Annotated in this window: 7 protein-coding genes and 1 tRNA gene; 5 read left to right on the top strand and 3 right to left on the bottom strand. The window is 48.2% G+C overall.

All coding sequences use genetic code 11. The features are described 5' to 3' along the window. Positions 1–329: 329 nt before the first annotated feature. The gene (locus AB7S66_RS10175; protein WP_428519657.1) at positions 330–887 is read right to left on the bottom strand and encodes a hypothetical protein; all 558 of its coding nucleotides are present in this window, start codon (positions 885–887) and stop codon (positions 330–332) included. A gap of 571 nt (positions 888–1,458) precedes the next feature. Continuing rightward, positions 1,459–1,530: transfer RNA gene (locus AB7S66_RS10170), tRNA-Cys, on the bottom strand. 185 nt (positions 1,531–1,715) lie between these two features. On the opposite strand from AB7S66_RS10170, the gene AB7S66_RS10165 reads away from it, so the two are divergent. The 3 genes from AB7S66_RS10165 to AB7S66_RS10155 are packed head-to-tail and all read left to right on the top strand — an operon-like array spanning position 1,716 to position 4,951. Beyond that, entirely contained in the window at positions 1,716–2,510 is a 795-nt protein-coding gene (locus AB7S66_RS10165) for a DeoR/GlpR family DNA-binding transcription regulator (protein ID WP_428519655.1), read from the top strand. After that, positions 2,507–3,646, top strand: a complete 1,140-nt coding sequence (locus AB7S66_RS10160) for an Ldh family oxidoreductase (protein WP_428519653.1) — start codon at positions 2,507–2,509, stop codon at positions 3,644–3,646. The genes AB7S66_RS10165 and AB7S66_RS10160 overlap by 4 nt, the downstream gene beginning before the upstream one ends. Positions 3,647–3,661: 15 nt before the next feature. Beyond that, positions 3,662–4,951, top strand: coding sequence for a malic enzyme-like NAD(P)-binding protein (locus AB7S66_RS10155; protein WP_428519651.1), 1,290 nt, complete (start codon positions 3,662–3,664; stop codon positions 4,949–4,951). 134 nt (positions 4,952–5,085) lie between these two features. On the opposite strand, the gene AB7S66_RS10150 is transcribed toward AB7S66_RS10155, so the two are convergent. Further along, positions 5,086–5,685, bottom strand: coding sequence for a DUF6657 family protein (locus tag AB7S66_RS10150; RefSeq protein WP_428519649.1), 600 nt, complete (start codon positions 5,683–5,685; stop codon positions 5,086–5,088). Positions 5,686–5,765: 80 nt separating this feature from the next. Between AB7S66_RS10150 and AB7S66_RS10145 the strand changes: the two genes are divergently transcribed. Together AB7S66_RS10145 and AB7S66_RS10140 are read left to right on the top strand one after the other, a co-directional pair. Further along, positions 5,766–6,416 carry a trimeric intracellular cation channel family protein gene (locus tag AB7S66_RS10145; RefSeq protein ID WP_428519647.1) on the top strand — a complete coding sequence of 217 codons (651 nt, stop codon included), beginning with the start codon at positions 5,766–5,768 and terminating at the stop codon, positions 6,414–6,416. 17 nt (positions 6,417–6,433) lie between these two features. Next, positions 6,434–7,618, top strand: coding sequence for an alanyl-tRNA editing protein (locus tag AB7S66_RS10140; RefSeq protein WP_428519645.1), 1,185 nt, complete (start codon positions 6,434–6,436; stop codon positions 7,616–7,618). Positions 7,619–7,751: the final 133 nt, after the last annotated feature.

Here is a 7,751-nt window from a genome sequence, read left to right as displayed (position 1 = left end):
ATTGGGGTATCGAGGATATATAGAAGCAAGGCCTTGTAAGAGGGTCTGAGAGTAGAGATCAATTGTACAAATGTATTACAGCCTCCCGGAATAGGGGAGGCTGTTTGAGAGAGAGTGGATTAATCCAGAGATCTTTTCGTTATGGTTTGATGCAAGGAAATCATCCCCAAAATAGAGAAGACTGAACATCACTGGAAAGCTTAATGCAATGTATTTATCAGAAGGCATAGCAGCGAATCGATATTCTTTCTTGTAGTATTGCCCATGCTGGGCAAAAAAAGCTGACCATTTGGCCAGCTCTTTTATGGACTATAAGATTTCGTTGTATCTTAAATAGTAGCTAAGGTGACAGTCCAAGTAGTAGAGTAATCTGTAGCGGCTGAAGCTGCCAACCACTCGTCACTATCCATCGTGATAGTAAATGCTTTGCTTTCAACGCGCATTCCATTAACTACAGAACCTTCGTCAATGAATGTAATGGGAACAGAACTATCTCCCGAACCAACTTCTACAGGAGCTGTTGCACCGGCTACAGCAACGCTGTAGCCGATTTTAGTGGAAACAGACCCGGATGCCATAGGGTTCATGGTAGTAGTAACCGTTGCTTTAACCTTTTGATTGGACAAATAGTTCATGTAGAGCGTTTCTGTAAGATCTTGATCTGTAAATGGAACTTCACCTACCAGCAATTCTCCTGTAAGATTATCATTGAAATCAGTAACCTTAGCGCCTAAAGTAGCACCTTCAACTGCTCTGCTGGCAATTTTTAATCCGTATTTACCAGGAACATTGGTTTTCAACGCCAAATCAGCGGTGCTGTTGTTTGCAGCAAACACACCAGCCATTCCGATTACCAGTACCAACAAGATTGCAATAGTCTTTTTCATTTTATTCTTCCTTTAAGGGCTTTGCCCTTGTGCAAGTTATTAAGCTCTTTTCCCTAAGCTTGTCTGTATGATAATAAGAAAGAAGACTTATGTCAATACTAAATAGAAAAAAGTTTGAAAAATTTTTAGAAAATTTATAAATATTTATATATAACTGTAATATAAAGAATTATAAGATATTCATCTTATTCCAACTTGTGACAAATGGGTATGCTGTGTATGGCAATTCCATAGTTCTTGCTTTTTGTTGGGTTCCTATGTAAGGACAAACTGAAGTGCAAATGCTCTACTTACGTTATAAGTACGTAGGAAGGATTGTGAGGGTTTGTTTGGTTGACTTGAATATTTATTCAACAATAACCAGTATTTTTGGTCAATTAAGATTTTCTGTGAGTAAATACCCAGGAAATATACAGTCTACAGTATGTACCTGTTCTGATTATGAAACCAATACCCTGTGGAGGTTAGCGTTGATCTCTTTATAATAGTAGGAGTGATGCCTGGGTAGACGGGTTGTGAAAGCAGCTCAAGACAGAGAAACAGCCGCTGAATTGTTCAGCGGCTGCCAGAGAGGTGCCAATCGGATTCGAACCGATGCATCAAGGTTTTGCAGACCTTTCCCTTACCACTTGGGTATGGCACCAATGCTCATTGCATGATGAACATAACAGGTTTTCGGGCGATAATCAAGTAGGATCGGATTCTTTCTTGGGTCTGAGCAGTTTGTTTGATATGTTTCTTTCAATCATCCATTGACAAATGAACGTTTATGATTGTATTCTAGGCATATAGCAGGTTAAAAGTTCAAAAACATTCAAGGAAGCGTTCATGTCAAACATACCAGCAAGCAGACAGCATGATATTCTCAACCTCATCCGCCAGGAGGGGAGTGTGACGGTCAGCTTGCTCGCGGAACAGTTTTCAGTCAGTGAACTAACCATCAGACGAGATTTGGACCACCTTGCAAAGAAGGGCTTGGTAGAACGTACCCATGGAGGGGCAACAGCCAGGAGAAATCTTCCAGTGGAACCTGACTACCTGCAGAAAGCAAGTGAATACCCCCAGGAGAAAGCTGCAATCGCAGAGACTGTGGCTTCCTTCGTGGAAGAAGGCGATACCCTCTATATCAATAGCGGTTCCACTACATTTGAAGTAATCAGGGCCGTAGCGTCCCTGGGGAAGCGCGTAACCATCGTCACCAACAATATCGATGCAGTCTACCTCTGTAAGGAGAGTGAACACCTCAGGCTCATTCTTGCCGGTGGCATATACCGGAATCGAAGTCATTCAGTTTCAGGTTCCCTCTCTTCCCTGATCGTAAGCCAAATACATGCAAACAAAGCCATCATAGGTGTGGATGGGTTTTCCCCATCTGCAGGGCTCACCACTCCAATCCTGGAAGAGGCTGAGACCACCAGGGCCATGATAGAGCACACGGTAGGTAAGGTATTTGTCGTTGCAGCAAGCAACAAGATCGGGGTGGTGTCAAACTTCAAGACTGTCTCCCTTGACCAGGTCGATGCCTTGGTAACAGACGAAAAGGGAGCAGAAATAGTACAGCAAATGGAGATTCCAGAGAGTCTGGAAATTATCGTAGCAACCAACACAAGGAGTGCCGTATGAAGTATATGGATGAGTATGCAGAGCAGTATGAAGATTGTGCATGGATCCCTTTCGGTGAATTGGAAAAGTTCATGGAAGAAGTATTGGTACATGCAGGAGTACCCAAAGATGATGCAAAGATCATCGGCGATGTACTGATCGAAAGCGACAAACGTGGAATTGACAGCCATGGAATTGGAAGACTGAAGCCGATCTACATCGACCGCATTGACATCGGGATCATGAACCCTGTCACAGAGATCGAGGTCTTGAAGGATCAGGCAGCAACCGCAGTCCTCGATGCCCACAATGGAATGGGACATGTTGCCGGTTATAAGGCAATGGAAATGGCAATCGAGAAGGCAAGGAAGTATGGTCTTGGTATGGTTGCTGTGCGCAACTCCAACCACTACGGAATTGCTGGCTACTATGCCACCATGGCGACCGATGCCGGAATGATCGGAATCACCGGTACCAATGCCCGTCCCTCCATTGCTCCAACCCATGGTGTAGAGAATATGCTCGGGACCAACCCGCTTACCTTCGGTATCCCAACCGATGAGGAGTTCCCCTTCGTACTGGATTGTGCAACCAGCGTCTCCCAGCGAGGAAAGATTGAAGTATATGGCCGTGCAGGAAAGGAATTGCCTGCAGGTTGGGTAATCGACCATGAAGGAAAGACCAGAACCGATACGCAGCAGGTGCTCAAGGACCTGACCACCGGCATGGCTGCCCTCACTCCGCTCGGCGGAATTGGGGAGACCACAGGAGGCTATAAGGGTTTCGGCTATGCAACCGTGGTTGAGATTCTCTCAGCTGCTTTGCAGGATGGTTCCTGGATGAAGGCTCTCAACGGATTTGATGAAGAGCATAAGCCCATCCCGTATCCACTTGGGCACTTCTTCATCGCCATCAATCCAGAGTTCTTCATGGGATTGGAAACCTTCAAGCGCATTGCTGGAACCATCTGTCGTGAGCTTCGAGCCAGCAAGAAGGCACCTGGGGAAGATTACATCTTCACAGCAGGAGAGAAAGAGTACCTGGCGTACCAATATAGGAAGGAACATGGATGCCCGGTTCCTCCAAGCCTCCAGAAGGTCATGACCACCCTTCGTGACCGGTTCAAGATGGACTATCAGTGGGATTTCGAAAAATAAACAGGAGTTATCACTATGCAAGATGATTTGACCAAGCGCGCACTCGATTACCATATGAAAGACGGAGTTCCTGGAAAGGTATCCGTAGTTCCCTCCAAGCCCTGTCAGACTGCCGATGAACTGGGTCTGGCATACACCCCGGGAGTTGCCAAGCCGGTACTGGCCATTGCAGAGAACCCGGAGGATGCATACAAGTACACCTCGAAGGGTAACCTCGTGGCAGTTATTTCCAACGGAACCGCCATCCTCGGTCTTGGGGATCGCGGAGCATTGGCGAGCAAGCCCGTTATGGAAGGCAAGGGGGTGCTGTTCAAGAGATTTGCGGATATCGACGTCTTTGACATCGAGCTCGACACCAAGGATCCCGATAAGATCATTGATATCGTGAAGACCATGAGTCCTACCTTCGGTGGTGTAAATCTTGAGGATATCAAGGGACCTGAATGCTTCCGTATTGAGCAGGAGTTGATCAAGAGCTGCAACATTCCCATCTTCCATGATGACCAGCATGGAACCGCAATTATTGCAACCGCTGGCTTGATGAACAGTTGTGAGATTGTCGGCAAGAAATTGGAAGAGGTCAAGGTTGTGGTCAACGGTGCAGGTGCAGCTGGTATCTCTTGTGGAAAGATGTTTATTGCTGCAGGGGTGAAGAGAGAGAATATTCTCATGTGCGACAGCAAGGGTGTCATCTACAGGGGAAGAGCCGCAGGTATGACTCCTGAGAAGGAAGAATTTGCAACCGATCTGCCTGCAAGAACCCTTGCAGAGGCATTGGTGGATGCAGATGTACTTATGGGACTTTCTGTTGCAGATTGCGTAACCCCCCAGATGTTGCTTTCCATGGCAAAGGATCCTGTGGTTTTCGCAATGAGCAATCCAAATCCTGAAATTGCCTACGAGCTGGCGATGGAGACCAGGGATGACCTGATCATGGCAACTGGTAGGAGTGACTATCCGAACCAGATCAACAACGTGCTTGGTTTCCCCTTCATCTTCCGTGGTGCTCTGGATGTCCGTTCAGTGGTTATCAGCGAAGGAATGAAGATGGCAGCAGCAAAGGCCTTGGCTGCTCTGGCAAAGGAACCTGTTCCTGCCTCGGTAGAGAAGGCCTACGGTGGCCAGAAGTTCAGCTTCGGCCGTAACTACATTGTTCCCAAGCCTTTTGACCCTCGTGTCATTGAATGGGAGGCTGTTGCTGTCGCCAAGGCTGCCTGTGAGGAAGGATTGGCCGAGAAACCCATCACAGACTGGGAAGGCTATAGAAAGAGCCTGGTTAAGCGGATGGAGAAGTACTGGAACTAGGATCTTCATACACACTTTTTCATATATGGAGGCCACTCTCATGCGTTGCAGGTGGGTGGCCTCTCCTTTATGTATGAACGACAAAAAGCCTCCCGACCAGCGGAAGGCTCTCTCTATCAGGCTTTTTTCAAGTTTTACTCGACGCCCAGAATCTGTTTGATCTGGTCCTTCACCTGGTTCAGGATATTGGTATACTGCTCATCCAGCTGGCCAAGTTGCTTGTCCAGAAGCTTCATGAATTCAGGATCCTGCTCTGGACGGAGTGTGAAATTTGGACCGTACTGTTGTTGCAACTGGGCCTGTTTTTGCTGGAGATGGGGAGCAAACTGCTGTTTCATCCTTTCTATCAGGTCTTCCTGATTCTCCAGATATTGGCTGAAGAAGCCCTCCAGTTGTCCAAGCATCTCTTTCAGTTCCTCATTTCCATCACCGATAATTTCTCCCAGTTCAAGGACCTTGGAAAAGGATTCCTTATAGGCAGCACTGCGTGGCAGGGATAGGTTGGACAGGAATGTGATGACCATTCCTTCCTTGACTGAGTCTCTCTCTTCACCCGCATAGGAAGCATACTGCTTTACAGTTCCTTCCTTGGTGGCATCTATATCCATGAGGAAGGTTGCTGCAAGTTGTCTGCCCTCCTTGACGAGCTGCTCTTTCTTGATTTTCTTCGGGTCGGCCTGTAAGTTTTCCGTCTTCTCCATGGCCAGTTCCCATGCAGATTTGATTATTGCCATAACATTCTCCTCTAGACCTTAGTAAAGATAGTACAGTTCTCCATCTTGGACAAGTCATGGTTTGGTGGTACCCTCAACCCATGGAACTGGAGCAAAACATCATCTATATCTTTGACCTGCTGGGAACCTTTATCTTTGCCATAACCGGTGCAGTAAAAGGTGTACGGCTCAAGTTGGACATCCTGGGGGTTGTCGTATTTGCCTGCACAGTCGGTTGTGGGGGAGGCATGCTCAGGGATGCAGCAATCGGGGCAACCCCGGTGGCGGCCTTTTCCAACAGTGCCTATATACTCATCTGTGTCGGTACTGGTCTGGCTGTTTTCTTCCTTGCTCCCAAGTTTATCGGGCGTTGGAGAGTCATCCTCTTTGCCGATTCTCTCGGTCTGGGAGTCTTCACTGCCCTCGGCGTTGCGAAAGGGGCTATGTTTGGCATTGGGCCGGTGGGCCAGTTGCTTTGTGGTGTCTTTTCTGCAGTCGGAGGAGGAGTGGTTCGCGATGTCATGAGCCGCTCAATTCCAACCGTACTTACCAGTGACTTTTACGCGACAGCCAGCCTTATCGGAGGTATTCTCTACTTGGCACTCGAGTTGACGGGACTCGGACTCTTGAGCAAATTCATCATAGCGAGTAGTGTAGTCTTCCTGATTCGCATCGTTGCGATCAGGTACAACTTCCACCTTCCCGTGGCAAAGACTGCCTTGCCGGTGGACGACGGGCAAGCACTCCATTGAAATCAAAAGGACTGAACATGCATTCAAAGCCTATCTATTATGAAGAACCCTATCAGCGGACACTTCAGGCCGTTGTCACCTCCATCACAGAAAAGGGAGTAGTCTTGGACAAGACCATCTGCTACCCAGAGGGGGGAGGCCAGGCAGGAGACAGGGGCACCATTGCAGGAAAGCCCCTCCTTGATACCATCAAGGATGATGAACATACCATCTACCATCAGGTGGAGAACCCAGACTTCTCCGTTGGGGACACTGTGGATATTGTCCTTGACTGGGAACACCGTTACCACTATATGCAGATGCATACAGCCCAGCATGTGGCCAGTGGATTGTTGTTCCACCACTTCTCAATAGGTACCGTCAGCGTGCATCAGGGAGAGAGAGTTCTCACCATAGAGACCGATAGGAAGGAAATTCCACTCACTGTCTGTTATGCATTGGAGGATCTGGTGAACCAGAGTGTACGCGAGGCAAAGCCTGTCTCTTATGAAGTACATACCCAGCAAAGCGCACAGGCCCTGGACCTGAGAAGATCGATCAAAGTTGAAGGGGACGGGGTAAGACTGGTGGTCGTTGAAGATATCGACACGGTTGCCTGCGGAGGGCTTCATGTTGCAAACACCAAGGAAATAGATCTCTTCCACTATGAAGGACAGGAGATGATCAGGGGCCATGTCAGACTCATCTTCACCATTGGGGCAATCGCCCGGGAAGAGATCCGGGGGAAGGAGCGTATCATAGAACAGCTTGGTGCTCTCTTCTCTTCCCCCGTGGAAGAATTGGTTGAGACAGCAAGTAAGGCCGTCACCCAGGCTTCTTCTGATAAGAGTGCACTGAAGAAGTGCAATGAACGGCTGGCACTTCTGGAGTTGGAGAAACGCGTTGCAGGAGCACCTGGGGAAAAAGGAACGCCAGTTGTACTTTGGGAAGTGGAGGAGGGCCTCTCTCTCAAGGACATCGGCAAGGCTGCCACTGCGTTTGAAAACCTGGCGCTCTGTGCCGTACAGCAAAATGGAGAGCAGGTTCTCTGGCTCATTGCCCTGGTTGGGAAAGCGGAATTCTTGTTGGATTTCCCCAAGCAACGGCAGAACCTGCTTTCAACCATTGCCGGAAAGGGAGGTGGAAAGCCTCCTCTCTACCAAGGAGTGGGAACAGGCGAGGGGCTTATCCTGCTCAAGACATTCAAGGATCTACTGGTATGAAGATGCCCCTGTGGTTGAGATCCCTGTTCAGGAAAGAAACCTATCTCAAGGAGGATGGGGCGCTGGATGTACGAAAGCTTCTCCTTCGTACCTTCCTCCTGATGCTCTTCATCTTTGGGATGTATTTCATTGG

Origin of the sequence: Sphaerochaeta sp., assembly GCF_050178175.1 — a bacterium.
In the GTDB taxonomy this organism is placed as follows: domain Bacteria; phylum Spirochaetota; class Spirochaetia; order Sphaerochaetales; family Sphaerochaetaceae; genus Sphaerochaeta.
The sequence above is the reverse complement of the archived record's forward strand: the minus strand, read 5'-3'. Positions and strand labels throughout refer to the sequence as shown.

What these genes read in the sequence shown, in the direction of transcription:
- AB7S66_RS10165 (WP_428519655.1), top strand. Translation starts at nt 1,716, where the DNA reads ATGTCAAACATACCAGCAAGCAGACAGCATGATATTCTCAACCTCATC.
- AB7S66_RS10150 (WP_428519649.1), bottom strand. Translation starts at nt 5,685, where the DNA reads ATGGCAATAATCAAATCTGCATGGGAACTGGCCATGGAGAAGACGGAA.
- AB7S66_RS10175 (WP_428519657.1), bottom strand. Translation starts at nt 887, where the DNA reads ATGAAAAAGACTATTGCAATCTTGTTGGTACTGGTAATCGGAATGGCT.
- AB7S66_RS10145 (WP_428519647.1), top strand. Translation starts at nt 5,766, where the DNA reads ATGGAACTGGAGCAAAACATCATCTATATCTTTGACCTGCTGGGAACC.
- AB7S66_RS10140 (WP_428519645.1), top strand. Translation starts at nt 6,434, where the DNA reads ATGCATTCAAAGCCTATCTATTATGAAGAACCCTATCAGCGGACACTT.
- AB7S66_RS10155 (WP_428519651.1), top strand. Translation starts at nt 3,662, where the DNA reads ATGCAAGATGATTTGACCAAGCGCGCACTCGATTACCATATGAAAGAC.
- AB7S66_RS10160 (WP_428519653.1), top strand. Translation starts at nt 2,507, where the DNA reads ATGAAGTATATGGATGAGTATGCAGAGCAGTATGAAGATTGTGCATGG.